The 24,204-nt window shown below is 46.9% G+C and carries 18 protein-coding genes and 2 pseudogenes; 14 read left to right on the top strand and 6 right to left on the bottom strand.

Going from position 1 to position 24,204, the window contains the following annotated elements; all coding sequences use genetic code 11:
- The first annotated feature begins 146 nt into the window (after positions 1-146).
- The gene (locus DW642_RS09325) at positions 147-770 is read left to right on the top strand and encodes a DUF6088 family protein (RefSeq protein ID WP_055220391.1); all 624 of its coding nucleotides are present in this window, start codon (positions 147-149) and stop codon (positions 768-770) included.
- Complete coding sequence (locus DW642_RS09330) at positions 757-2,208, top strand: RNA-guided endonuclease TnpB family protein (protein WP_117510008.1); 1,452 nt, start codon at positions 757-759, stop codon at positions 2,206-2,208. The genes DW642_RS09325 and DW642_RS09330 overlap by 14 nt, the downstream gene beginning before the upstream one ends.
- Positions 2,209-2,467: 259 nt before the next feature.
- On the opposite strand, the gene DW642_RS09335 is transcribed toward DW642_RS09330, so the two are convergent.
- On the bottom strand, positions 2,468-3,925 hold the full coding sequence (locus DW642_RS09335) for an alpha-L-fucosidase (RefSeq protein WP_117510009.1): 1,458 nt from the start codon (positions 3,923-3,925) through the stop codon (positions 2,468-2,470).
- A gap of 505 nt (positions 3,926-4,430) precedes the next feature.
- Between DW642_RS09335 and DW642_RS09340 the strand changes: the two genes are divergently transcribed.
- From DW642_RS09340 to DW642_RS09350, 3 genes are all read left to right on the top strand, one after another.
- Positions 4,431-5,423 (top strand): energy-coupling factor ABC transporter permease, encoded by a 993-nt coding sequence (locus DW642_RS09340; protein ID WP_117510010.1) that lies wholly within the window; start codon positions 4,431-4,433, stop codon positions 5,421-5,423.
- 21 nt (positions 5,424-5,444) lie between these two features.
- Complete coding sequence (cbiQ, locus tag DW642_RS09345; RefSeq protein ID WP_117510011.1) at positions 5,445-6,215, top strand: cobalt ECF transporter T component CbiQ; 771 nt, start codon at positions 5,445-5,447, stop codon at positions 6,213-6,215.
- A gap of 111 nt (positions 6,216-6,326) precedes the next feature.
- Positions 6,327-7,067 carry an energy-coupling factor ABC transporter ATP-binding protein gene (locus DW642_RS09350; protein ID WP_117510012.1) on the top strand — a complete coding sequence of 247 codons (741 nt, stop codon included), beginning with the start codon at positions 6,327-6,329 and terminating at the stop codon, positions 7,065-7,067.
- A gap of 210 nt (positions 7,068-7,277) precedes the next feature.
- Here DW642_RS09350 and DW642_RS09355 read toward each other — a convergent pair whose 3' ends face one another.
- On the bottom strand, positions 7,278-8,618 hold the full coding sequence (locus tag DW642_RS09355; protein WP_117510013.1) for an MATE family efflux transporter: 1,341 nt from the start codon (positions 8,616-8,618) through the stop codon (positions 7,278-7,280).
- Positions 8,619-8,843: 225 nt separating this feature from the next.
- Between DW642_RS09355 and DW642_RS09360 the strand changes: the two genes are divergently transcribed.
- The gene (locus DW642_RS09360) at positions 8,844-9,266 is read left to right on the top strand and encodes a MarR family winged helix-turn-helix transcriptional regulator (RefSeq protein ID WP_055226165.1); all 423 of its coding nucleotides are present in this window, start codon (positions 8,844-8,846) and stop codon (positions 9,264-9,266) included.
- Between the two features lie 140 nt (positions 9,267-9,406).
- Entirely contained in the window at positions 9,407-10,168 is a 762-nt protein-coding gene (locus DW642_RS09365) for a sulfite exporter TauE/SafE family protein (protein ID WP_117510014.1), read from the top strand.
- Between the two features lie 287 nt (positions 10,169-10,455).
- Here the strand turns inward: DW642_RS09365 and DW642_RS09370 are convergent, their stop codons facing one another.
- The gene (locus tag DW642_RS09370) at positions 10,456-11,202 is read right to left on the bottom strand and encodes an SDR family NAD(P)-dependent oxidoreductase (RefSeq protein ID WP_199596439.1); all 747 of its coding nucleotides are present in this window, start codon (positions 11,200-11,202) and stop codon (positions 10,456-10,458) included.
- Positions 11,203-11,678: 476 nt separating this feature from the next.
- Here DW642_RS09370 and DW642_RS09375 point away from each other — a divergent pair, with 476 nt between their 5' ends.
- Positions 11,679-12,716, top strand: a complete 1,038-nt coding sequence (locus DW642_RS09375; RefSeq protein ID WP_158555007.1) for a helix-turn-helix domain-containing protein — start codon at positions 11,679-11,681, stop codon at positions 12,714-12,716.
- 7 nt (positions 12,717-12,723) lie between these two features.
- On the opposite strand, the gene DW642_RS09380 is transcribed toward DW642_RS09375, so the two are convergent.
- The gene (locus DW642_RS09380) at positions 12,724-13,869 is read right to left on the bottom strand and encodes a substrate-binding domain-containing protein (RefSeq protein WP_055226181.1); all 1,146 of its coding nucleotides are present in this window, start codon (positions 13,867-13,869) and stop codon (positions 12,724-12,726) included.
- Positions 13,870-14,170: 301 nt separating this feature from the next.
- On the opposite strand from DW642_RS09380, the gene DW642_RS09385 reads away from it, so the two are divergent.
- The 5 genes from DW642_RS09385 to DW642_RS09405 all read left to right on the top strand — a co-directional run bounded on the left by DW642_RS09385 (position 14,171) and on the right by DW642_RS09405 (position 22,016).
- On the top strand, positions 14,171-16,921 hold the full coding sequence (locus DW642_RS09385; RefSeq protein ID WP_117510017.1) for an alpha-mannosidase: 2,751 nt from the start codon (positions 14,171-14,173) through the stop codon (positions 16,919-16,921).
- Between the two features lie 178 nt (positions 16,922-17,099).
- Positions 17,100-19,310 carry a glycoside hydrolase family 36 protein gene (locus tag DW642_RS09390; RefSeq protein WP_117510018.1) on the top strand — a complete coding sequence of 737 codons (2,211 nt, stop codon included), beginning with the start codon at positions 17,100-17,102 and terminating at the stop codon, positions 19,308-19,310.
- A gap of 77 nt (positions 19,311-19,387) precedes the next feature.
- Positions 19,388-19,912, top strand: a complete 525-nt coding sequence (locus tag DW642_RS09395; RefSeq protein WP_117510019.1) for a spore maturation protein — start codon at positions 19,388-19,390, stop codon at positions 19,910-19,912.
- 140 nt (positions 19,913-20,052) lie between these two features.
- Positions 20,053-20,985 (top strand): cysteine synthase A, encoded by a 933-nt coding sequence (gene cysK / locus DW642_RS09400; protein ID WP_117510020.1) that lies wholly within the window; start codon positions 20,053-20,055, stop codon positions 20,983-20,985.
- A gap of 122 nt (positions 20,986-21,107) precedes the next feature.
- Positions 21,108-22,016: a LysR family transcriptional regulator gene (locus DW642_RS09405; RefSeq protein WP_117510021.1), complete on the top strand. Its 909-nt coding sequence runs from the start codon at positions 21,108-21,110 to the stop codon at positions 22,014-22,016.
- A gap of 27 nt (positions 22,017-22,043) precedes the next feature.
- On the opposite strand, the pseudogene DW642_RS16780 reads toward DW642_RS09405, so the two are convergent.
- Positions 22,044-22,142 (bottom strand): annotated as a pseudogene (locus tag DW642_RS16780) (DUF6783 domain-containing protein); the annotation flags it as partial.
- Positions 22,143-22,500: 358 nt separating this feature from the next.
- On the opposite strand from DW642_RS16780, the gene DW642_RS09410 reads away from it, so the two are divergent.
- Entirely contained in the window at positions 22,501-23,808 is a 1,308-nt protein-coding gene (locus tag DW642_RS09410) for an O-acetylhomoserine aminocarboxypropyltransferase/cysteine synthase family protein (RefSeq protein WP_117510022.1), read from the top strand.
- Between the two features lie 118 nt (positions 23,809-23,926).
- On the opposite strand, the pseudogene DW642_RS16650 reads toward DW642_RS09410, so the two are convergent.
- Positions 23,927-24,181: pseudogene (locus tag DW642_RS16650) on the bottom strand (beta-galactosidase); the annotation flags it as partial.
- Positions 24,182-24,204 lie beyond the last annotated feature (23 nt).

Here is a 24,204-nt window from a genome sequence, read left to right on the forward strand (position 1 = left end):
AAGCTCAGAGCAATGTCATTTTTATTTGATATTGCGTCTGAGCTTTTTTCGTATGGAAGAATAAAATTTTTTTGACAGGGGAATTCTTTTCAAGTATACTAACAATAAGTAAAAGAAGTATTTACTTTTTAAAAGAAGGTGAAAGAATGATAGAACAATATCTGTTAGAAAATTATGAAAAGGGTGAGCCGATTTTCCTTTCCGATCTTTGCATGGAAGGAATGACAGAAGAAAATCTCCGATATCATTTGAAAAGAATGACAGACGATGGAAAAATCAGCCGCTTTGCGCCGGGGATTTATTATTGCCCCAAAACGAATCTGTTAGGAGAAAAGCAGATCCTCTCGCCGGAGACAGTGGCGCTGCACAAATATATCCGAAGAAAAGGAAAACGGGTTGGCTTTTATTCCGGATATACCCTTGCGAACCGTCTGGGACTGTCAACACAGGTTCCGTTTAAAGAGGAGATCACAAGCAACTATGCACCGGCGCAGGTACGCGAAATCAAAATCAAGGACCGAACATACATTATCCGGCGCCCGATGGCAGAAATAACCGAGGAAAATGCCTATGTACTCCAACTCCTCGACTGCCTGAAGGATCTTGACAAATCAGCAGAAGAAGATATGAAATCCTGCGGAACCATTCTGACAGCCTTCATAGAACAGCACAAAATCACCAGAGAACAGGTTGACCCGCTTCTGATTTATTATCCATTAAAAATCTATAAAGCAATTTACGAGACGGGGGTGAAATATGTATCTGCATGAAAATAAAGAAAACTTCCAGGAAATGATAGAACTGGTTTCAACTGACACTGGGCGGGCGGCCGCGGTAATCGAAAAAGATTACTATGTGACACTGATTCTGAGATTGCTTTCGGAACAGCTTTCTAATGTAGTGTTTAAAGGCGGAACTTCACTGTCAAAAGGATATCATGCAATCAACCGATTTTCAGAGGATATAGACATCACTTTTGATGAACATATTGGAGAAGCGAGAAGAAAGAAACTGAAAAATCAGATTTTAAAAGGAATCAGTGAAGAGCTTTGTATGCCGATCAGCAACTGGGAGAGCACACAGAGCGACAGAGACTACAATGCGTATTATTTTTCTTATGAATCGGTATGGAATCTGGACGATGATCGAATGCTGTCATCGGTAAAACTGGAAACTGCGCTGGGCTCGTATGCATTCCCGACAGAAAAAATCAAAATTGGGAATTATATTGGAGAATATTTCAGAAAGCGAGGCAGGGAAGATCTAGCGGAAAAATTTCGTCTGGATGAATTCGAAATGAAGGTGCAGGCACTGGAAAGAACGTATATTGATAAGATTTTTGCACTGTGTGATTACTATATACAAAACAAATCAAAAAGATATTTAAGGCATTTATATGATATTTATAAACTGACACAGCATATTTCGTTTGATGCAAATTTTGAAAAACTGTATTATGAAATAAGAGAACACAGGAAAACAATGAAAATCTGTCCTTCGGCGGGAGAAGGTGTTGATGTGACAAAGATTATCCGGGAGTTTTGTGATGCAGATTTTTATCGCGAGGACTATGAAACAATCACAAGCTATTTTTCAGCGGATTATTTCGAACCGGAACCACGCCCAAATGCTGGAGGAACGATTGGAATTGATGTCGGAATCAAAGCATTCTATTCTGACAGCAATGGAAATACGGTATCAAATCCCAGATATCTGGAACGCTCCATGCGAAAGCTCATAAGAGAACAGCGCAGACTTTCCCGGAAGCAGAAAGATTCCCATAACCGCGGGAAGCAGCGGCTCAGGGTAGCCAGAGTGCATGAGAAAATAGCCAATCAGCGGAATGATTTCCTGCAGAAACAGTCAACGATGCTGGTGCGCGAAAACCAAACCATCTGTATCGAGGATCTGAACGTGAAGGGAATGATCCGGAATCATAAACTGGCAAAATCCATAGCAAGTGTTTCCTGGGCAAAGTTTTTCGAAATGCTGGAATATAAAGCCAGCTGGTATGGAAATGAACTTCACAGAGTACCAACGATGTATCCGAGCAGTCAAACCTGCAGCTCTTGCGGCTACAGAAATCCACGGATAAAAAATCTGAGCATTCGTATCTGGGAGTGCCAGAAATGCCATGCAGTTCATGACCGGGATACGAGTGCAAGCATTAATATTCTGAAAAAAGCACTGCAGATGCAGTCTGCATAAAGATGAAAAGCTGTACCGTAGGGCATACGGGAACAGGATAAACATAGCTTGTGGACACTGTGTAAGACATTGCAGTACCGTAAGGTATTCGTCAATGCAGTAGTGGAAGAAACAAGAATCCCCTGCTTTAGCTGTGGGGAGTGTCAAGATAAGGCTACGAAAGAGCATGAATGCAGGATAGAAAGATATCAAAAGTAAAAATACCGGAACAATGTCAAAGTAAAATGATATTGTTCCGGTATTTTATTGATTAAAAAAATTATTTCGCTTTCTTCATCTCAAACACCAACGCAATCGGTGCTGAGCCTCTTCGGTATCCTGCCGGAACGGTGATGCAAAGTCCGCCTTCCACTTCTCTGAAAGCAACCGTTTCCCCATTCTCCACCATGCAGATCTCCGAAATCTTCTCTTCTGTATACGGCACGAAAATCTCAGCCTCTACCGATTCCTGCACCGTCGGATACAGCCGGAATACATACACGGAGTCACCCTTCTGTGTGAACGAAAGGTTTCCGCTCTGGTACGGTGCGCAGATACGGGTTCCGTAGATGGCGTCGCCGTATGTTTTCATCCACTGTCCAAAGCCGTTCAGGCTGTCCCAGGCGTCGACCGGGATACGGCCGTCTGGCTGCGGGCTGACGTTCAGTGCCATGTTTCCGCCTTTGGCAACGATGTTGACAAGCAGGCCGACAAGTTCACGTGGAGATTTGTAGTGATCGCCGTATTCGTACGTAAAGTCTACGCCGAGTGTCAGGCAGCTCTCCCACGGAACACCGAGCGGCTCTTCCGGAATGCAGAGCTCCGGGGTAACGTAGTTCTCATAAGCGCCGCCGATGGTACGGTCAACAGAAAGCAGCCATGGCTGAATCTTACGCGCTTCGTCAACGATGTCGCCAAGATCAATATCCTGTCCGTTATGCTCGCACACCCAGCCGGCATCGAACCAGAGAATATCCAGCTTGCCGTAATTCTCGCAGAGCTCCAGCACCTGATTCTTTGTATATTCTTTAAAACGGTTCCACACTTCCGGGTACTCCTTCGGATCGTAGGATGGTCCGCGGGATGTCATGCCGTCTTTTCTAAGCTTCTCATTCCAGTAGTCCGGGCAGTGCCAGTCTGCTTTGGAAAAGTAAGCGCCGATGCCGATGCCTTTCTCACGGAATGCATCAAACATGGATTTCACGATATCCGCATTTTTGTGCTCATGGAACGGGCAGTCCTCTGCGGTTGTCTTATAATCGGTATATTTCGTATCCCAGAGGCAGAATCCGTCGTGATGCTTTGTGGTCAGAATCAGATAGCGGAACCCGCAGTCCTCTGCCATCTGTGCCCACTCCTCCGGCTGGAAGCGGACTGGGTTGAACGAACGGTTCAGATTAAAATACTGTTTTTTGAACGTTTCTCCGTCTGCCCAGTTTACCTGGTGGCGGGACCAGTCAGAATCCTTGTCACTTAATGCCCAGGAAGCAACCATACCCGGCTGGCAGTACAGACCGAAATGCATCATCAGTGCCAGTTTCTGGTCCTGGAACCACTCAAGCTGCTGCAGAATGGCCGGATCGGTCGGACGCACATACGTTTCAGCGGCGCTGTAGTTGTGAACACCCTGGGAAACAATTTCCTGTTCCGGATCAGCGGGTGCTTCATTGCTCCGGATATCAATGGTCGGTTCTGGTGTTCTGTTTTGATCTTCGTGTTCTAAGTTCTCTGTGCTCATAAGAGAGTCTCCTTCTCATCAAGATAAAATTCACACCAATACTCGAAAATACAGCCAGAACCCGTAAAGAACCGGTTTTGGCACTACAATTAAGAAAGAATCCTGCTTTATGGGATTCTTTGGCTGCAGCGGGTTGAAAAAGCGACATAATTCCTCGCTTCCGCAGTGCGATCCTGCCCGGAGGGCTTTTTTCTATAGAAAAAACCGCGGCGACCCGATGACGTGCAGGCGGCCGCGGATCGGACAGGAATCCTGTCCTCGAGATAGTGTGTGTACGGACTCCCGACACCGGGGTATCCGTCTGTGTTGTCTATAGAATACCATATAAATGTTAAAAAGTCACCCTTTAATTTTAAACAAAATGTTCATAAAAAATCGGTAAAAGTGAACAAAAAGGATCGCGGAAAAATCTGAAAAAATAACCCCCACGGGGGCTTGCAGGACGAATTTTAGCGTAGTAAAGTAAAAAAAGAAAAAAACAGAAAACGAAAAGGAGGAGAACATTATGCATATGGCTGATGCGCTGGTTGCGCCTGCAGTGGCTGCAACAATGTATGTCTGTTCCGGCGGAGCAGCTGGTTTTTCTGTAAAAAAAGTACGCCTGGAGAGCGACCCGAAAAAGATCCCAGTGATGGGAGTGATGGGTGCGTTTGTCTTTGCGGCGCAGATGATTAACTTTACAATTCCAGGCACAGGCTCGAGTGGTCATCTCTGCGGCGGTATGATGCTGACTGCGTTGCTCGGACCGTATGCCGCGTTTTTAACAATGATCGGTGTGCTGCTGATCCAGTGTCTGCTGTTTGCGGACGGCGGTCTTCTGGCGCTCGGGTGCAACATCTGGAATATGGCGTTTTATGGGTGCTTTCTCGGCTATTTCCTGTTCTGGCGTCCGATGATGAAAAAGGGAATGTCGCGCGGAAAGATTGTAGGTGCTTCCATCCTTGGGTGCGTGGTGACGCTGCAGCTTGGCGCTTTTAGTGTGGCACTGGAAACACTTGCATCCGGCATAACGGATCTGCCGTTTTCGGTATTTGTGGCAACAATGCAGCCGATTCATCTCGCGATTGGTCTTGTAGAAGGCCTGATTACAGCGGCCGTTCTGCTGTTCGTCTATGAAGCCCGCCCGGAGATGCTTTCGTGCAGCGAAGAAAGGGCAAAGAGCCGATTTTCTTTCAAGAAGACAATTGCGATTTTAGGCATCGCAGCACTGGTGATCGGCGGAGCTGTTTCTCTTGCGGCATCCTCCAATCCGGATGGACTTGAGTGGTCCATGGAGCGTCTGACTGGCTCGACGGAACTGGAAAACGACGGAACCGGCGCACATGCAGCGGCGGAAGAAATTCAGGAAAAAACGGCACTTCTGCCGGACTATGGATTTAAAAATTCCGATTCCACGTTTGGAACCAGCTTTTCCGGAATTGCGGGATCCGCAGTTGTTCTTATTGTCTGTGTCGGTGCATGCTATGCATTCCGTTTCTTTAAAAAGAAAAAGTCATAAGCTGCACGGAACAGGAGAAAAATGAATAAACTTGGCAATGCATTATATGAAATTCATCATATGGACATGCTTGCGGCGAAAGACCAGTGGGTGAACAAAATTCATCCACTGGTTAAACTCGTTTTGACGATTGTTTTTCTGACCGTAACGATGTCCTTTCCAAAGTACGATCTGACCGGCCTGCTGCGCATGGGAATTTATCCGATTGTGCTCTTTATTGTCGGCGAAATTTCGTTAAGCGACAGCATCCGGCGGCTTCGGATTGTTCTGCCGCTCGTCTGTTTTGTGGGGCTGTTCAATCCGATCTTTGACCGTCAGGTAATCGGGCATATTGGTACTGCTCCGCTGACAGCAGGGATGCTTTCCATGGTGACGCTGATGATCAAAGGTATTTACAGCGTACTGGCGGCGTATCTTCTGATTGCGACAACATCCATCGAGAAAATCTGTTATGCACTGCGTCTGGTTCATATCCCTGCCATTCTGGTGACACAGGTGCTGCTGACGTACCGCTATGTCACGGTACTTCTTGAAGAGGCAAACCGTATGACCCAGGCGTACAGTCTGCGCGCGCCGAATCAGAAGGGTGTTCATTTCAAGGTATGGGGAACACTGGCCGGCCAGCTGCTTCTGCGCAGCATGGACCGCGCAAATGAGGTGTATGAAAGCATGACTTTGCGTGGCTATCAGGGAGAATTTTACTATACAGCGAAGGAGCCGTGCAAAGCGAAGGACTGGCTGTATATGGGTGTGTGGCTTGTACTTTTTGCCGTACTGAAAGTAACGGGATGAAGCACTGCGTGGGAAGACATCTATTTGCAACAAGTCGGAAGAAGTAGAAAAGCAACCTGGTGCAGTTGCCTGCACGCGGGAAGAGAAAAGAATTGTCGGGAGATATCAAAAATGAGCCATATTCACATCAATTTTGAACATGTTAATTATTCTTACGAAAAATCAGTCCCGATTCTACAGGACATCACATTTACTGCACACGAAAATGACAGCATCGGACTGATCGGTGCGAACGGTGTTGGAAAATCGACGCTGCTGAAACTTCTGGTGGGGCTGAATCTGGACTACGAGGGCAGCATCCGTGTGGAGGAAATGCCGGTTGTAAAAGAGATGCTTCCTAAAGTGCGCGAAAAAATCGGCTACGTATTCCAGGATTCCGACAGCCAGCTTTTCATGTCGACGGTATTTGAGGATGTTGCATTTGCTCCGCGAAATTACGGGCTGCCGGAGGAAGAGGTGGAAAAACGTGTAAACCATGCACTGAAACAGATTCACATCGAGCATCTGCGGGACAAACAAATTTACAAAATGTCGGGCGGAGAAAAAAAAATGGCATCGATCGCGACGATTCTCGCTATGACACCGGATATTATCCTGATGGACGAGCCATCGATTGCACTCGATCCCAGAAACCGCAGATCACTGATCCACATTCTGAACGATTTTGAACATCTGAAAATCATCGCATCGCACGATCTCGACATGATTCTGGAAACGTGCAGTCGCGTGATTCTGATGTCCGGCGGGTGCATTGTCTGCGATGGAGATGCAAAAGAAATTTTGACGAACCAGGAACTTCTCGAGGAAAATGGACTGGAACTGCCGTTCTGCCTGCAGAAGCCGGTGTGGTAGAAAAGGCCGAAAAAAACAAAAGAAAACAACAACCGGGGATATCTGAAATCAAAAAATCAGATATTCCCGGTTGTTGTTTTTAAAAAGAATCCGAAGGTCGAATCGGGATTCGGATTTCTGTTACAAATTTTTCTGGATCGCTTGTCATTCCGTTGTCAATTAAGGTGATTTCCTGCGATCGTCTGTCATAAAGATATCTCCAAAGAAAATTTATACAGCAGTACGAATCGGTTTCTTCTTTAAGTACCGAAACACCAGCAGGCAGATGATAATAGAGGTCAGAGATCCGCATGCCGTTGCAATGCCCATCGGGAACAGCGTGTCCGGGAACCAGATGGAAGTCAGATACACACCGGGGATTCTAACAAGCAGAATGGCAATGATATTGTGCAGGAAGGAAAATTCCGACCGTCCGCAGGCACAGAAATAGCCGCTGAAGGTGAAGTGGACTCCAGCAAAAATGCAGTCCCAGATATAACCGCGGATATACTGACCGCCGAGGCGTGCAACCTCCGCATCTGTTGTGAAAAGACAGACCACAGGAACGGAAATAAACTGAATCGTAATAGCGACGATCAGTCCGAAAACGACAGCAATCAGTGCAGCACACCACATGGTCTGTTCGGCACGCTTCTGCTTTCCAGCACCGATGTTCTGCGCGCCGAGCGCCGAAACAGTGGAAAGCATGGAAGATGGAATCAGGAACAGGAAGCTGATGATTTTCTCTACAATACCGACTGCAGCCGCTGCTTCCAGACCGCGCCGGTTAGCGATGATGGTAATGATGATAAAGGCGATCTGAATAAAACCATCCTGCAGGGCGATCGGAACACCGATTTTAAGAATCTGTCCCATCACAGCTGTCTGAGGGGAGAGATCCGACCGGGTAAGACGGATGCCAGTATCACGTTTGCGGATCGCAATCAGTGCCAGAATGACGCTGAGTGTCTGGGAAAGCGTGGTTCCAAGCGCGGCACCGGATGGACCAAGATGCAGGGCGCCCATAAAGAGATAGTCGAGTGCGATATTGGCCGCACATGCGACTGCGATGAAGTACATCGGGCTTTTCGAATCACCAAGTCCACGGAAGATGGAACTGATGATATTATACGCGGTGATGAATGGAATACCAATGAAACAGATCGTCAGATAAGCGACGGTGCCGGAAACGGCTTCGGATGGTGTGGACATCACAAGTACGATCGGCTTTACCAGAAGAAGCAGGATTACCATCAGCACGACGGAAACACCGAGAAATAAAGTGATGGTATTTCCTGTGCAGCGTGATGCCTGCTTTTTATCTTTTGCGCCGACGGCCTGCGCGATGCTGACAGTCGTTCCCATGGCAAGTCCCACGATGATAACGGTAATCATATGCATAACCTGACTGCCGATGGAAACGGCTGTTGTACCGGCCGCACCGTCAAACTGACCGATGATGAAAAGATCTGCCATGCCGTAGAGCGTCTGCAGAAAATACGATAAGAGATAAGGCAGCGAAAAATAGAAAATATTTTTCCAGATACTGCCGGTTGTTAAGTTTCGTTCCATGATAGGGAAACCTCCTGTTGTAGAATGTTACGATTATAGTAAACCCTACAATAATTATAGAGTCAAGAATATAATTTTCTGCACTTTATAAAAATACTTTAGATTTATAAGTTCGAACGTTTTCCGTGTACACTCCTTGACAAATGTTCAAAAAAGAACTATTATACAAAAAAGTTCAAAATAGAACAAATAAGAATATCAAGTTAAAAAAGAAGGTGAAAAAGTATGTTTGATGAACAATGGCAATTTGCAGTGGAGGTAGAACGAAAATACAACCAGTACCGAAAAAAGGTCATGGTGCGTTATGATCTGTCAGCTGCGGAAGTGGATGTTCTGCTGTTTCTTGCGAATAACAGCCAGTTTGATCTTGCAGTGGATATTGTGCGTGTGCGGAAAATGCAGAAATCGCATGTTTCACTGGCAGTGAACAAGCTGTGTGAAAAAGGATACATTCAAAAAGAAACAGATGCGGCGGATCGCAAGAAAGTGCATTTGAAGCTAGAAGAAAGTGCATCAGAAATTATCCGCTTTGGACAGGATTGCCAGAGAGCGTTTGGAGAATCGTTGTTTTCCGGAATTTCCAGAGAAGACAGGGAAGAATTTCTCAGATTATGCGAGCTGATTCGGAGGAACGTGACGGAAAAATAAAAACGCTGAAAGCCAGAGAGAAGAACATAATAGAAAAATAAGACAAAACAAAAACAGAAAGAGGAGGAAAACAGTCATCTGCCCCTAAATGGCAAAGTACAGGAAAAGTGCAACGGATCTAAGCGGATGACAGAAAAACTATGACAATAACACAACTTATCGTATGTATTGTGGCTGGTCTTGGCGCCGGCCTTGGCACGGGACTTGCGGGACTCTCCGCAGCGGCCGTTGTTTCACCGATGCTGATTACCTTTTTACACATGCCGGCTTATCAGGCGATTGGCATTGCGCTGGCATCGGATGTGCTGGCATCAGGAGTAAGTGCCTGGACTTATAAAAAGAATAAAAACATTGATATCCGCCACGGCGTGATTATGCTGATATCTGTTCTGATTTTTACACTGGTCGGCAGCTTCGTATCTTCGCTTGTGCCAAATGGAACCATGGGCGGATTTTCGAAAGTGATGACACTGTTTGTCGGACTGAAATTTATCATCCGTCCGATCATGACGACGAAAGAAGTACAGGCAAACAAATCAGAAAAACAGAAAATCCAGCAGTCGATTCTCTGCGGTGTTGTGATTGGATTTATCTGTGGATTTGTCGGAGCAGGCGGTGGCATGATGCTGCTTCTGGTGCTGACAAGCGTGCTCGGATATGAGCTGAAAACAGCAGTTGGAACGAGCGTCTTTATTATGACCTTTACAGCTCTGACCGGTGCAATCTCTCATTTTTATATCGGCGGCGCGCCGGACATTCCAATTCTGATTGCCTGTGTCATCAGTACCCTGGTCTTTGCACAGATTGGAGCGAAATGGGCCAACGGGGCAAATGTGAAAATGTTGAACCGCGTGACGGGAATTTTGCTTTGTGCGCTGGGGCTGGTGATGCTGTTTTTCTAACTACGTCGACTGACACTTTAGAAGTTTCCAAATATGATTTAACCAAATCAAGGAAGTCCCTTGCTTCCATGGTGAAAAACAATAAGCAGCGAATCGGATTGAGAATATCTGCTGCTATATAGGAAAAAATCCTGTGGGACATGAACGGCCTCCCAATCTTCAAAATGAAAAGCGGAAGGTTGAGAGATAGTTTAACGTCTTGCAGGATTTTTCCTATTATAAAACTATAGATTTTACGTAGATAACCTCAAAATCAGAAAATGGTGTACAACTGGATGAAAAATAAATCAGGATCTCATCGCACCATCCACGGAAAGAATTTCTCCGGTTACATACGAAGCCATATCGCTTGCCAGGAAGAGGAATGCGTTTGCAATGTCTTCTGCCTCACCAATTCTTCGAAGAGGAATGCGGTTGATGAGTGGATCAATCATTTCTTTTGGAAGTGCGGCAACCATATCGGTACGGGTGATGCCAGGTGCAACCGCGTTTACACGGATATGGAAAGGACCAAGTTCCCGTGCGAGGGACCAGGTCAGACCGTTGACCGCATATTTACTGGATGGATAGGCAACGCCGCCCGGCTGGCCGCAGATGCTGACCATTGAGCTGGTATTTAAAATACAGCCGCCGCCCTGTTCTTTCATAATAGCAACGGTTGGAAGGATGCCGTTCATCATGGCGTTGACATTTAGATCCATGACACTGGCAAAGCGCTCTGCGGTATACTTGTCAATTGGCGTACTGTCTGAGACACCGGCGTTGTTCACAAGAATATCGATTTTGCCGTATTTTTCTTTGACTTTGTTGATCTCATCTACCATGGCAGCTGCATCGGTCAGCTTTGGCCATGCACCGGAAACTTCCCAGTCCGGGTTTTCTTCTTTTAAAGATGCAACCGCTTTTGCAACGGTCTCTTCCCGGGATCCAAACAGGACGACTTTCGCGCCGTTCTGCAGAAATTTGTGCACAATGGCATAGCCGATTCCTCTGGTTCCGCCGGTAACAATTGCAACTTTATCTTTTAACATCATACCATTCACCCGATCCCGTTTTTTTATATCAATGAAAACTGATTATGCAGGCTGTAGTTTTTATTTTTTTAACGATTCGGAGAAAAATGAATTTTGCATGAAAAATCATTTGACTCTGAATGACGATTCGTTTTGGAGAATACAAAAAACGGGATATTTCCTTTCTCTTAAATTTTGTTGCAAATCTTTTCCTTTATTATACGGGATATCGTTGGTGGACAGTCAATGCAAATTTTTTCAGAAATAAACAGCATTCTTTTCTCAAAAGCAGAAGATTTCTATGGAAAAAGAGAATTGTTACGTGGCTTTTTGAGGGAAAACAGGATATAATAGGAAACAAAAGTATACACCAGGTGTATGCTTTTATAAAATCAAAACGAAAAAAGCGGAAAAACAGAAAGAAAAAGAGTGAAAAAAAAGAGAAACAGTCAGAATGCGGGGGAATGACTGGACAAAAGGAAAAACGGGGTGCAACAATGAGAATTCAGGAAGTAATCAAAAAAACAGGATTGTCCAGGAGGACGGTTTATTATTATATCGATCAGAAGATGATCTCGCCTGTTGTTGATGAACATAACGGTTACCATGATTTTTCAGAAGCAGATATTCAAAAACTTTTTATCATCCGCAAGCTGCGCGAGGCAGGACTTTCACTGGCGGATATCCGCGCGATTCTTCACAAGCCGCGCACAACACCATTTTATCTGCATAAACAGCTGAATGCACTCCAGTCGCAGATGCTTACCATTCAGCAGACGATCAGCGAAATGGATCGTTTGAGCGGACAGCTTCCTGTGTGCCAGTCGCTTGAACAGCTTGCGGGGATGCTTGCAGATACCGATTTTTGCCCGGAGGATCCTACCCGGAATCAGATGGAATCCCGGGATGCCCGGCTGCTGGCACAGTATTTGTGGATGGCATATCTGGATACGCCGGTTACGGAATATCAGCAGTTTTTGTGGCAGAAAATCACACAGCATACGATTGAGCACGCAGGTACGGATTTGAAAATGATGTCCCGTTATTTACAGTACATTTCTCCGGAGCAGATTGATGCGACGAATATCAACCAGTATCTGCGCAATCAGAAAATTATCTCTCTGACGGAGGAAGATTATCCGGGTTTTATGGAAGAGCTGAAAGTTTCTTTGCTTGCGTTTGCGGTAGATCCAGTACAGCAGGAAAAATGGCGTCTTCTTTATCAGCCGGTGATCCATCCGACGGCGTTGTTCTGTGTATCCGTGAGCGGATGGATGCGGGAATTTCATCCGGCATACCGCCGCTATTATGAAAACACGCACACCTGCTGCCGGATGCTGAAAGATTTTATGGACAGTGATGAGGGAGCAGCGCTGAATGCGACACTGCGGGAGGCGTTCCAGGGAAATTGTGATGTGCGTACAGGATATTACGGAGAACTGGAAGTGGCGGCAACATTCCATAAAAGTATTTATGCATTGCTGCCGCCAGAGAAGATCCGAAAATTTCTGGAAGAAAATTCAGATGAAAAATGATCTGGTTTTAGGATTCTGTTTTTATCATTCGAAGCGAGGATGCCCGGGGAACAAGTGTCACCGGCAGTACAATTTTTTCCGGTTCCGCCGCAGGGTTTTCCAGTGTGGAAAGGAGAATCCGGCTGGCTTCCCGTCCGATGCTTTCAAAGTCCTGATGAATAGAGGTAATTTCAAGACTCCGGCTGAGACTCGTGTCATCAAAACCACAGAGGCAGAGATCTTCCGGAATCCTAAGGCCAATGGTACGGCAGGCGAGAAAGATGAGTTCGGCAACCTGATCATTTTCTGCGAGAAGTGCAGTAATTCCATTTTGCCGCAGGGTAAGGAGCTGCTGTTGAAAAGGTGTGATTTCTGTTGAAAGGGCATCTTCTGTAGAAAGTGCATGTGGCCAGGTGATAAGCTGCCGGGAATCGGGCATGATTCCGGCGGCTTTTATTTCGTGCAAAAATCCGCCGAAACGATCACGGACCGACGAGGTTTCGGAAAGGGGAGCTGTTGTGAAAAAGGCGATGTTGCGATGCCCTTGTTCCAGAAGGTGGCGGGTGAGCTGCCGTCCGCCATCGTAATTGTCGCAGACAACATTGTTTAAATACGGACAGTCGGTCTGCTTGTCGATGATGACAACCGGGCGGTTTGCAAACAGGAAATCGTTTAACTGTTCCAGGTGGATATTGTCACGCTTGGGATAGTAGACAAGTCCGGCGATATTCTGAGAACGGAGCAGTTCCAGTGTGGCACGTTCCTTCGGAGAGGAAGAGCCGGTGATATGAATGCTTAAAAAGTATCCTTTTTCCGCCAGTGCGGCACTTAAGGAACCAATCGTTTCCGAAATGTTTCCCTGTGTTGTGGCAAAGGGAAGCAGCAGGGAAACCATTTTTGATTTGCTGTCGGTTTCTGATGCGGAGGAGGAAACCGGTGGGATTTTCTGCGAGACAAAGCTTCCAACGCCGCGTTTTCGATACAGGATTCCCTGCTGTTCCAGATCTTCAATCGCCCGCTTTGCTGTGATGCGGCTTACCTCATATTGCTCCGAGAGCATTTTTTCCGTGCAGAACACGGCATCGGAAGAAAACTGTCCGGTGCGGATGCGCTCTAAAAGAGCTTCTTTGATGATTTCATATTTGGGTTTCGTTATTCTTTTATTTCTATCCATGTCTGTAAAATTCCTCAAATAGTATGATTGGTGACAACTGTATTTGTAAAAGTGTGATATCGACTTGCTTTGTATTATAATCTCGGGAAAAAGATAAGTCAAACTAAAAATGATATATCAAATAAAAAGAAAATGATATAAAATCATGGAAAAACGTAGGAAAAATGCAGAAATACTTGACAGAAGCATTGCGTTTTTTTATGATATGATATATCAAATCAACATGGCAATACAGGAACAAGACTTAAATAGAAAGAGTTTTAAGTTTGAAAATCATTTTTATAACAGGAGGAAACACATCATGAAAACAACTGTTCATATTATTTCCCATTCCCACTGGGATAGAGAGTGGTATCAGTCTTTTGAAAAACACAGAATGAAACTGATTGAGCTGGTAGACAATATTTTGGAAAAAGCAGAGAACGATCCGGAATTTGGCGGATTTTTCCTGGATGGACAGACGATTGCCCTGGACGATTACCTGGAAGTGCGCCCGGAAAAACGCGAGCAGGTGGAAAAATGCGTCCGTGAAGGAAAAATCCAGACTGGCCCGTGGTACATTCTGCAGGATGAGTTTCTGACCAGCGGTGAGGCATGTGTCCGCAATCTTCAGGTCGGCATGCAGGAAGCAGCGCGTTACGGAGCGATCGGAAATGTCGGTTATTTCCCGGATGCATTCGGAAATGCGGGACAGATGCCGCAGGTGCTGAAGCAGGCGGGCATGGATGCGGTTGTATTCGGACGCGGCGTAAAACCGATCGGACCGAATAATGAGGTAACCGGAGGACAGTATGAGTCCACGTATTCCGAAATGATGTGGGCATCCCCGGACGGAACGAAACTGCCGGGTATTCTGTTTGCAAACTGGTATAACAACGGAGTGGAGATTCCGGTGGATGAGGCAGAAGCAAAAGTTTACTGGGACAAAAAACTGGCCGATGCGAGAAAATTTGCGGCAACACATCAGCTTCTGATGATGAACGGATGCGACCATCAGCCATTGCAGAAGGACATTACCGAGGCAATCCGTGTCGCACGGAAACTGTACCCGGACATTGAATTTATTCATTCGGATTTCAAAACCTATGTAAAGGCAATGGAAAAAGAAATTTCCGAGAATTTCTCTACGGTAAAAGGCGAGCTGACAAGCCAGGAAACAGACGGAAGATGGACACTGGCAAACACCGCTTCTTCCTGGATGGGACTGAAAGTGGACAACCGTGCCGGCGAAACAGCGCTGGAGCGGAAAGCAGAACCGGCGGCAGCCATGGCAGAGGTGCTTGGCAAAGCATACCTGGAAGACCAGATGATTTACAGCTGGAAAAAGCTGATGCAGAATCATCCGCATGACAGCATCTGCGGCTGCAGCGTCGATGAAGTAAATGAAGAAATGAAAACCCGCTTTGCGAAGAGCAGACAGGTGGCGGATGCGATTTACGATGAGAGTGTAGAATATCTGACCGATCAGGTGAATACCGCGGCACTTCCTGGAAACAGCGAAAAGATTCCGTTCGTTGTATGGAATACTTCTGGCACCGCGAAAAAACAGGTCATTGCAAAAGAACTGCACCTGTTCCGCGATTACAATCTGTTTGTATGGGATGGTTATGAGGCGGCGGAGGCTGTAGAAATGCCAAATCTGGTGCTTCGCGATGCAAACGGAAATGCAGTTCCGGCAAAAATCGAAAATGCAGGAATTTCCTTCGGGTACGATCTGCCGGATGACCGGTTCCGTCAGCCATATATGGCAAAGAAGGTGCTGGTAACGTTTGAGGCAGAAGTTCCGGCGATGGGATATGCAACATATTATCTGGAGCAGGCAGAGCCGGATCAGAACCAGGAAACCTCTGCAGATTTTGCGAATGAGCGTGTTCTGGAAAATGAAAACCTGAAAGTTACGGTCAATGAGGACGGTTCCTACCAGATTCTGAATAAGGAAACCGGAAGAACGTATGAAAATCTGGGATTCTATGAAGATACCGGAGATATGGGAAATGAATATATTTATATTCAGGACTCTGGAAAACAGACAATCACAACGAAAGGCATGAAAGCTGAGATTCGCTGTGTGGAGAAAAATACATTCCGCACGGTAGTTGAGATCTGTCACGAAATGATGATTCCGTCTGGTATGGGAGAGGAACTGCAGAGACAGCGTGAGATGTGTATTGACCCATATACGCGTGTGGCAAACCGTTCGAAGGAACTGGTTCCGATGGAAGTAAAGACGGTTCTGACACTGGAAAAATCGGGAAAAGGTCTGCATGTCGCAACGACGATCTGTAATCAGGCAAAGGATCACAGAGTCCGCGTTGTAATGCCGACGGGTCTGAATACGTCTACGCATCTGGCAGATTCTGCCTTTGAGGTTGTGAAGAGAAATAACCGTCATAATGGTACCTGGACGAATCCTTGCGGATGTGAAAGACAGCAGTGTTTTGCTGCAATGGAAGATGAGACAAATGGTCTTCTTGTGGCAAACCGAGGCTTGTATGAATATGAGGTTCTGGCGGATGAGGAGAATGCGATTGCGGTAACGCTGCTTCGTTCCGTTGCGGAGATGGGCGACTGGGGTTATTTCCCGACGCCAAAGGCGCAGCAGATCGGAACGTTTACCCTGGAGTTTGAAGTTGTGCCTTATGCAGCTGGTAAGACAGGCGAGGCATTTGCCGAGGGTTATGCATTCCAGCAGGATCTGACAGCAGCACAGGCCGGCCTTTCAAAGGCATGGCTCAGAAAGCCGGGTCAGGTAAAACCGGAACTCGTATCGGGCGAGATGCCGCTGGAAATGAGCTTCCTCCGCTTTGAAGGGGAAGGAATTCATCTGACGGCGTTTAAGAAGGGACTTGCAAAGGACGATCTGTTTGTGCGGTTTGTGAACAATATGCCGCAGGATGAGGTGCTTTCCTTCCGAAAGGAGAGCTGGATGAAAGAGGTTTACCGCAGTAATGTAGTGGAAGAGAAGGGTGAGGTACTTTGCCCGGATGAGAACGGGGTGTATCATGTGACACTCCGGGAGTTTGAGATTGCGACGTTTGGGGTTGTGAAATAACGGCTGGCGCGTGAGCTGGGAGTGAGAACGGGAGGAAAGTCTGGATCCGCCTGAAGGGCGGATCGGCGCAAGATGGTTGAAAAGAATAGGATGGAAAAAGCAAGAATGTGCTGGACTTTAGAGGGGACAAGTTATATGCTGGAAATATGAGAAAAATTTCCAAAGGAGGGTTTTTAAGATGCAGAAATGGACGAGCAGGATTGAGACCCCGATCAAGGCAGAGCTGATTTGTTATGATGTGAATGGAATTCATATTGTGTTTGGGGTGACGGAAGAGAATCAGCTGAAGCTGTTTCATTTTTCACATGCACCGTTTGACGCGGAGAATCTTTGCCGGAAGCCGGATGGAGTGTGGATGATGGAAGGAATGCGGGAAGCTCAGATTAAGGAGAGCTTCCAGCTGGTGCAGGTGAATTTTTCGGGGTATAACCGGCCGTATGAGAAGCATGGAAATAAGTATATTGTGACGGCTCCGGGCTTTATGCTGAAGTTTGATTCGATTTCGGAGGAGAGAAATGAGAAGGGTGATCTGCTTCGGATTGTGCAGTCGGATGATGTGACGGGCACGAAGGTGGAGTCTGTGATGCAGTTTTTTGATGGGATTCCGGTTGCGAGAATGTACAATACAGTGACGAACGAAGGAAAGGAAGACCAGACACTGGAGTACATTTCGAGTTTTAGTTACTGGGGTATTGAGAAGGAACAGAAAGAGGGAATTCCGGAGTTTGTCAGCTCGGATGACAAGATGTCGATGGTTGTGGTTCACAATGGATGGCAGAAGGAGCTGACGGTGAAGAAGTACCGGTTTGCAGATCTTGGCATGGCGCAGACGCAGCCGCATAATTATCAGAGAACTTCGAAGACGATTGAGATTACGAATACGGGCAACTGGTCGGCGAAGAAATATGTGCCGATGGGATATATTGGAAACAGTGCGGCAGATTCGAGTCTGTTTTTTGAGATTGACCACAGTGGTTCCTGGCATTATGAGATCGGAGATCAGAACTGCCATTTTTATCTGGCGGTGAGCGGTCCGACAGAGATTCAGTCACACTGGTCGAAGAACCTGAAGCCGGGAGATTCCTTTACAACGGTTCCGGTGGCTGTCGGCGTAGGTCATGATGATTTCGAGGAAGCGATTGGTACTTTGACGAAGTACCGCAGAAAGATCCGCCGTCCGAACAAAGATAATGAAAATCTGCCGGTTATTTTCAATGATTATATGAATTGTCTGTTTGGAGATCCGACCACAGAAAAAGAGTTCCCGTTGGTGGATGCGGCAGAGAAGGCCGGATGTGAGTATTTTGTCATTGATGCCGGCTGGTATGCGGACGGCAACTGGTGGGACAGTGTCGGTGAGTGGCAGGAGAGTAAAAAGCGCTTTCCGAATGGAGTGCGTGAGGTGACGGATTATATTCGTTCGAAGGGCATGATTCCTGGTGTCTGGCTGGAGCTGGAGGTTATGGGTATCAACTGTAAGAAGGCTTCCATTCTGCCGGATGAGTGCTTCTTCCTGCGCCACGGCAAGCGTGTGTATGACAGAAGCCGTTATCAGCTGGATTTCCGTCATCCGCTTGTGATTGAGCATGTGACCGAAGTCATCGACCGTGTGGTACGGGACTACGGTGTCGGCTATATCAAGATGGACTACAATATTGAGCCTGGTATTGGTACGGAAGTGGATGCAGACAGTTTTGGAGACGGTCTTCTGGAGCATGAGAGAGCGTATCTGGCATGGCTGGATGGCATCTACAAAAAGTATCCGGATCTTGTCATTGAGAACTGCTCGAGCGGCGGTCTTCGGATGGACTATGCGATGCTGGCGCGAAACAGCATTCAGTCGACGAGCGATCAGGAGGATTACCGCAATTATGCGACGATTTCGGCGAATGCAGCCATCGGCGTGACGCCGGAGCAGGCGGCGATCTGGTCGTATCCGCTGCGGGACGGCACCGAAGAGGAAGTTATTTTCAATATGGTCAATGCGCTGCTGCTTCGTATTCACCAAAGCGGCCATCTCGCAGAAATTTCGCCGGAGCGGTTTGAACTTGTAAAAGAGGGAATTGACTGCTACAAAGAGATCCGCAGCGGCATCAAGGACGGCGTTCCGTTCTGGCCGATGGGATGGGCAGACAATGAAGAAAAACACCTCGCAGCCGGAATCCGTGTGCCGGGAGATGTAATTTATCTTGGTGTGTGGAGACGCGGCGGAGAGGCCGGTTTTGAGGTTCCGCTTGACCGTGCATTCCCGGGAAAAGAGCTGGAAGTAAGCTGCATTTACCCGAAGGCCTGCGGCGATGTGTTCCATTACGATGACTACAGCAAGACGCTGCAGATTCACTTCCCGGAGACGTATATGGCGCGTCTGTTTCAGATTAAAGTGAAATAAAATTACATAAATCCCCGCCCGCGGAATAAATTGTATCGGAGTGTATCTGATAGGATTTTTCCGGGGAGGGGATTTTTTTGCGTATTCTTTCGGCACTTTCGGATCTGATGGTTCCCGTGCTGATTTTTTATGTGGTCGGACTGGGGCTTTTGATGAAACAGGATGTGTTCGGCGATTTTCTGAACGGGGCGAAGGACGGCATGCGGACAGTGATCGGTATTGTGCCGACTCTGATCGGGCTGATGGCAGCGGTCGGTGTTCTGCGGTCATCGGGATTTCTGGAGGAATTTGGAAAACTGCTTGGAACCGTGCTGGAACCGGCGGGAATCCCGTCTGCGCTGGTACCGCTCGGTGTTGTGCGTCTCTTTTCCAACAGCGCGGCGGTGGGTCTTCTGCTGGATCTCTACAAAGAGGCGGGCTGTGACTCCTTTGCCGGACGGGCGGCTTCGATTATGATGTCGTGCACGGAGACGGTTTTTTATACGATGGCGGTCTATTTCGGAGCGGTCCACATCAAAAAAACGCGGTATACACTGGCGGGTGCATTGCTCTCTTCCCTGGTCGGAATGGCGGTCAGTATTGCCCTGGCAAAGGGAGTGTAAGGATTTTTTCTAATCATACCAGTGAAATGTGTTGACATTTCCATCCAACTGGAATAAGATGGAACCAACTTAAAACATACAAACTCAATAGGAAATAAGGAAATAGAGAAAAGAGCGCAAAAGTAAGGAGGAAATCAACGATGGCAAAGGTATATGACAGCATTCTGGATCTTGTGGGAAAGACACCGCTGGTAGAACTGAAACGAATTGAAGAAAAAGAAGGACTGCAGGCGAAACTGATCGCAAAAGTAGAATCCTTCAATCCGGCAGGAAGCGTCAAAGACCGTATTGCAAAAGCGATGATTGAGGATGCTGAAGCAAAAGGTCTCTTAAAAGAAGGTTCCGTTATCATTGAGCCGACTTCCGGAAACACCGGAATCGGACTGGCAGCGGCAGCAACCGTAAAAGGCTATCGCATGATCCTTACCATGCCGGAGACAATGAGTGTGGAGCGCCGCAATATTGTAAAAGCATACGGCGCAGAAGTTGTTCTGACCGATGGAACGAAGGGAATGAATGGTGCAATCGAGAAAGCCGATGAGCTTGCCAAAGAGATTCCGAACAGCTTTATCGCAGGCCAGTTTGTGAACCCGGCAAACCCGGCAACCCACAAAAAGACAACAGGACCGGAGATCTGGGAAGACACCGACGGAGAGGTTGATATCTTTGTTGCAGGTGTCGGCACCGGCGGAACCATCACCGGAACGGGTGAATATTTAAAAGAGAAAAAACCGGAAGTAAAAATCGTAGCAGTAGAACCGGCATCCTCCCCGGTACTGTCCGACGGCGTTTCCGGACCGCACAAAATCCAGGGAATTGGCGCAGGCTTTGTGCCGGATACCCTGAACACCAGCATTTACGATGAAATCATCAAAGTAGAAAATGAGGACGCTTTCGAGACCGGAAGATATCTGGCAGCCGAGGAAGCGATTCTCGCAGGAATTTCCTCCGGAGCAGCTCTGTATGCGGCGATCCAGCTCGCAAAACGAGAGGAAAATAAAGGCAAAACCATCGTTGTGCTCCTGCCGGATAACGGAGACAGATACTATTCCACAGCCCTGTTTGCCAAATAAAAGGGAACAGCTTCAGATTTTAAAATAATAGATATCAGCGAACACTGCCATCCGCGGCATTTTCTCTCCACCGCGAATGGCAGTTTCGCATATTAATTTATACCAGAAAGGGAACTTTACTTATGACATTACAACAGCTTCGCTACGTAATTCGGGCCGCAGATTCCAGATCCATGAATGAGGCGGCAAAGGCACTCTATATTTCACAGCCGAGTCTCTCCGGAGCAATCAAGGAGCTGGAAAAAGAGATTGGAATTGAGCTGTTCAAGCGCAGCAGCCACGGAACAGTACTGACCCCGGAGGGCGAGGAGTTTCTGGGTTACGCACGTCAGGTCACAGACCAGTATCAGCTTCTCGAGAACCGCTATATTTATCGCACCAAGGGAAAGAAAAAATTCAGCGTGTCGATGCAGCATTACAGTTTTGCCGTAAAGGCGTTTGTGGAGCTGGTGAAGCAGTTTGGTATGGATGAGTACGAGTTTGCGGTTTATGAGACGAGAACGTACGATGTGCTGATGGATGTAAAAAACTTCAAGAGTGAGCTTGGGATTTTGTATCGGAATGACTTTAATGCGAAGGTGCTGAACAAGCTGATGAAGGATAATAACCTCGAGTTTCACGACCTGTTTTCCTGCGGAACGTACGTCTATCTATGGAAAGATCATCCGCTTGCGGATCAGGCGGAGATCACCATGGAGGAGCTGAAGGAATATCCATGCCTGTCATTTGATCAGGGAAGCAACAATTCGTTCTTCCTGGCAGAGGAAGTGCTTTCGACGTATGAATATAAGAGAATCATTAAGGCAAATGACCGTGCGACCATGCTGAATCTGATGGTCGGACTGAATGGTTATACGCTTTGCTCCGGCATTATCTGTGAGGAATTAAACGGCAGTGACTACCGCGCTGTGCCGCTTCACGCGGAGGAAAACATGATGATCGGTTATATTTCCAGGAAGGGTATGTCGATCAGCGCACTGGGACAGCAGTATTTGGAAGAAATTCGGAAATATAAGGAGCTTGTGCTGTAAAAAAGGAGAAACAAGAAGACTTTGATCTTCGGAGTGTGTTTGAAAAAGGCTTTTCGCAAGCTGCGAGTCCCATCTTGTGGGAGATGAATTGCATTTGTTATCTTGTTTTATGTAGCATGATTGGATATAGAAATTTCAGAAGAAAAAATATTGGCGATAAAGAATAGCTATAGGAAAAGCCTATAACCAGCCATCAATTTTCTATATTGGACAAAGCAGAAGACTGTCGCTATAATAATCCTTGTAAACAGATAGGAAATATCACCAAAACGAGAGGAAGCGAAGTGAATGAGAGCAGTTTTCGCAGAGAATCGAATCGTGATCTATGATGTCATGTGTTGCAGTGTAAGCAGATAAAACCGAAAGAAAACGGAGCCGCATTGCAGCATGGACAAAGCAAGATGACAACCGGTTCCGATAAATAATAGAAAATCGAACATGAAAAGAAATAGAAAAACGAAAAACAGAACAGGAGAATACAATCATGAGCAAAAAAACAAGAGCAGAAAGAAATCTTAAATTTGAAACCTTACAGCTTCACGTAGGGCAGGAAAATCCGGATCCGGCAACCGGAGCAAGAGCAGTGCCGATCTATCAGACCTCTTCTTTCGTATTCAATAACTCCGATCATGCGGCAGCAAGATTCGGACTCCAGGATGCAGGAAACATCTACGGTCGTCTGACCAACCCGACCGAGGACGTTTTCGAGCAGAGAATGGCAGCACTGGAGGGCGGCGTTGCGGCACTTGCAGTAGCTTCCGGAGCAGCAGCTATCAACTACACCATCATCAACCTGGCACAGAAAGGCGACCATATCGTATCTGCAAAGAACATTTACGGTGGTTCCTACAACCTTCTGGCACACACCCTTCCACAGTACGGCATCAGCACCACATTTGTTGATGTATTCGATCTGGATGAGGTTCGCGCAGCCGTTCAGGAGAACACAAAAGCCATTTATATCGAGACCCTCGGAAACCCGAACTCTGATGTTGTCGATATCGAAGCACTTGCAAAAATTGCACATGAGAACAAAATTCCGCTGGTTGTCGATAATACCTTCGCAACTCCATACCTCGTTCGTCCGATCGAGTATGGCGCAGACATCGTTGTTCATTCTGCAACTAAATTTATCGGCGGTCACGGAACTACCCTTGGCGGTGTGATCGTAGACAGCGGTAAATTCGACTGGGAGGGATCCGGCAAATTCGCATCCCTAACCGAGCCAAACCCGAGCTACCACGGCATCAGCTTCACAAAAGCAGTTGGACCTGCTGCATTCGTTACAAAAGTACGTGCGATCCTTCTGCGTGATACAGGAGCAACTCTTTCTCCGTTCAACTCTTTCCTGCTTCTGCAGGGACTTGAGACACTGTCTCTCCGTGTAGAGCGTCATGTAGAGAACGCGCTGAAGGTTGTAAAATATCTGGAGAGCCAGCCACAGGTAGAAAAAGTACATCATCCGTCTGTATCCGATGATCCGGAGCAGCAGGCACTGTACGCAAAATACTTCCCGAACGGCGGCGGTTCCATCTTCACCTTCGAAATCAAAGGCGATGCACAGAAAGCAAAAGATTTCATCGACAATCTGGAGCTGTTCTCCCTGCTGGCTAACGTTGCCGATGTAAAATCTCTGGTGATCCATCCGGCAACCACTACACACAGCCAGTGCACCGAGGAAGAACTGCTGGATCAGGGAATCAAACCAAACACCATCCGTCTTTCCATCGGTACCGAGAACATCGACGATATCATCGAGGATCTGGATGAGGCATTTGAGGCAGTTCAGTAAAAAGGATACAAAGTAAAAGAGAATATAAAAAAGCATACAAAAAAAAGAAGCGTGTTTGAAAAAACAAACATGCTTCTTTTTTGGGCTTAGATAAACCGCATGGGAAATTATGATGCCAGAGCGTATTATGAATCGAATGCCAGTGCCAGTACATGACGCTGTTTGCACCGGAGGCAAGATGGCTGTAAGCCTGCTGGCGGAGCTGGCCCTTGTATGGCGTCCATCCTGGAAATCCCTGTGCCTCGGTTTTCATAACAAGATAGTTGTCGTTTTTCAGAGAACGAATCATATCACCGCCAAACGCGATTTCCGCACCGGTCAGATCGTCCTGGATCGGATGGTAAATATCGGTTCCGGCGATCGTCAGACATTTTACCAGCTATTTTTGTTTTTGCC

The organism is Blautia sp. AM23-13AC (genome assembly GCF_003435675.1).
GTDB lineage: Bacteria > Bacillota > Clostridia > Lachnospirales > Lachnospiraceae > Fusicatenibacter > Fusicatenibacter saccharivorans.

Coding starts and splice junctions, on each gene's coding strand:
- DW642_RS09325 (WP_055220391.1), top strand. CDS start 147: ATGATAGAACAATATCTGTTAGAAAATTATGAAAAGGGTGAGCCGATT.
- DW642_RS09330 (WP_117510008.1), top strand. CDS start 757: ATGTATCTGCATGAAAATAAAGAAAACTTCCAGGAAATGATAGAACTG.
- DW642_RS09335 (WP_117510009.1), bottom strand. CDS start 3,925: ATGAGCACAGAGAACTTAGAACACGAAGATCAAAACAGAACACCAGAA.
- DW642_RS09340 (WP_117510010.1), top strand. CDS start 4,431: ATGCATATGGCTGATGCGCTGGTTGCGCCTGCAGTGGCTGCAACAATG.
- cbiQ (WP_117510011.1), top strand. CDS start 5,445: ATGAATAAACTTGGCAATGCATTATATGAAATTCATCATATGGACATG.
- DW642_RS09350 (WP_117510012.1), top strand. CDS start 6,327: ATGAGCCATATTCACATCAATTTTGAACATGTTAATTATTCTTACGAA.
- DW642_RS09355 (WP_117510013.1), bottom strand. CDS start 8,618: ATGGAACGAAACTTAACAACCGGCAGTATCTGGAAAAATATTTTCTAT.
- DW642_RS09360 (WP_055226165.1), top strand. CDS start 8,844: ATGTTTGATGAACAATGGCAATTTGCAGTGGAGGTAGAACGAAAATAC.
- DW642_RS09365 (WP_117510014.1), top strand. CDS start 9,407: ATGACAATAACACAACTTATCGTATGTATTGTGGCTGGTCTTGGCGCC.
- DW642_RS09370 (WP_199596439.1), bottom strand. CDS start 11,202: ATGATGTTAAAAGATAAAGTTGCAATTGTTACCGGCGGAACCAGAGGA.
- DW642_RS09375 (WP_158555007.1), top strand. CDS start 11,679: ATGAGAATTCAGGAAGTAATCAAAAAAACAGGATTGTCCAGGAGGACG.
- DW642_RS09380 (WP_055226181.1), bottom strand. CDS start 13,869: ATGGATAGAAATAAAAGAATAACGAAACCCAAATATGAAATCATCAAA.
- DW642_RS09385 (WP_117510017.1), top strand. CDS start 14,171: ATGAAAACAACTGTTCATATTATTTCCCATTCCCACTGGGATAGAGAG.
- DW642_RS09390 (WP_117510018.1), top strand. CDS start 17,100: ATGCAGAAATGGACGAGCAGGATTGAGACCCCGATCAAGGCAGAGCTG.
- cysK (WP_117510020.1), top strand. CDS start 20,053: ATGGCAAAGGTATATGACAGCATTCTGGATCTTGTGGGAAAGACACCG.
- DW642_RS09405 (WP_117510021.1), top strand. CDS start 21,108: ATGACATTACAACAGCTTCGCTACGTAATTCGGGCCGCAGATTCCAGA.
- DW642_RS09410 (WP_117510022.1), top strand. CDS start 22,501: ATGAGCAAAAAAACAAGAGCAGAAAGAAATCTTAAATTTGAAACCTTA.